Consider the following 1,094-nt stretch of genomic DNA (forward strand, 5'->3'; position numbering starts at 1 on the left):
GGGCGCCGGGCGGGCGGGGTCAGTCGAAACGGCGCTCGATCGGCAGTCGGGACCGGGTCAACAGTCCCGCACCGAGCATCGCCAGCAGGGGCACCACGAGCAGGACGCCGAGCGGCAGCACCGGGACGACCAGCGGGTACGGGTCGCTGGGCGGCCAGGTCTCCAGGTACGCCCGGTTGAGCGCGGTGAGGATGGTGCCGGCCGCCCCGAGACCGGCCGCGATGCCGAGCAGGGTACCGACACCGGCGATCACCCCGGCCCGGCTGACGGCCAGCGTGCGGCGTACCCCCGGACTGGCGCCCACCGCGGCCAGGGTGGTCAGGTCGGACCGCCCCTCGGCGGCGGCCAGGCCGGTGGCGATCCCGGCGGCGCCCAGCGTGACCAGGCCGGCGGCGACGGCCAGTACCAGCCCGAACGGGGTCGGCGTGGTGGGTGCGCGGCCCGGCGCGACGCTCACCTGGAAGTCGCCCTGCCGGGCCAGCGCGCCGGTGAAACGCCCCTGGGCGGCGTCGGTCGGTGTGGTCGAGGTGGCCAGCACGAAACCGAGGTCGTACCCGGCGAGACCGGTGCGGGCGAGCGCGCCGGGTGAGTAGACCTGCCGGTCCGCCCGGAGACCGGTGGTCAGGGCGTAGCCGGGCAGGACGAGCGAACGCACGCTCGGCTCGCTGCTGTCCGGGTCGGCCCGGTACACCTCGACGGTGACCCGCCCGTCCTCCACCAGCCAGGGGTCGGTGACCATCACCCCACCGGCCCGCAGCACGGCGGTGGCGCGGGCCAGGTCGTCGCCGGCGGCACCGGTCACCAACGGCAGGGCGGTGCCGTCGTCGACCATGGTCGCCAGGTGGAAGGTGTAGTAGTAGCCGCCGTCCGCCAGCCGGCAGCGGGGATCGGTACGGCCCCGCTCGCGGTCCGCCGCGCTCGGCGGCCAGCGGGCCGGCTCGGGGCAGGTTGCGGCGGCGGGCCGGCGTACCGACAGCCAGCAGGAGACCCCGGTGTCGAGGTCGCAGCCCGGTACGCGCAGCGGCGCCACGGCGGTCGCCGCGATGCCGGCCTGCCGGGCCAGCTCGCCGACGGCGGCGGGGGTGGGCGGCGGG

The 1,094-nt window shown here is 77.2% G+C and carries 1 pseudogene; it reads right to left on the reverse strand.

The window, feature by feature from the left end:
• Positions 1-19 precede the first annotated feature (19 nt).
• Positions 20-1,094: pseudogene (locus GSF22_RS33795) on the reverse strand (ABC transporter permease); the annotation flags it as partial.

It is taken from the genome of Micromonospora echinofusca, from assembly GCF_017614955.1.
GTDB classification, from domain to species: domain Bacteria; phylum Actinomycetota; class Actinomycetes; order Mycobacteriales; family Micromonosporaceae; genus Micromonospora; species Micromonospora echinofusca_A.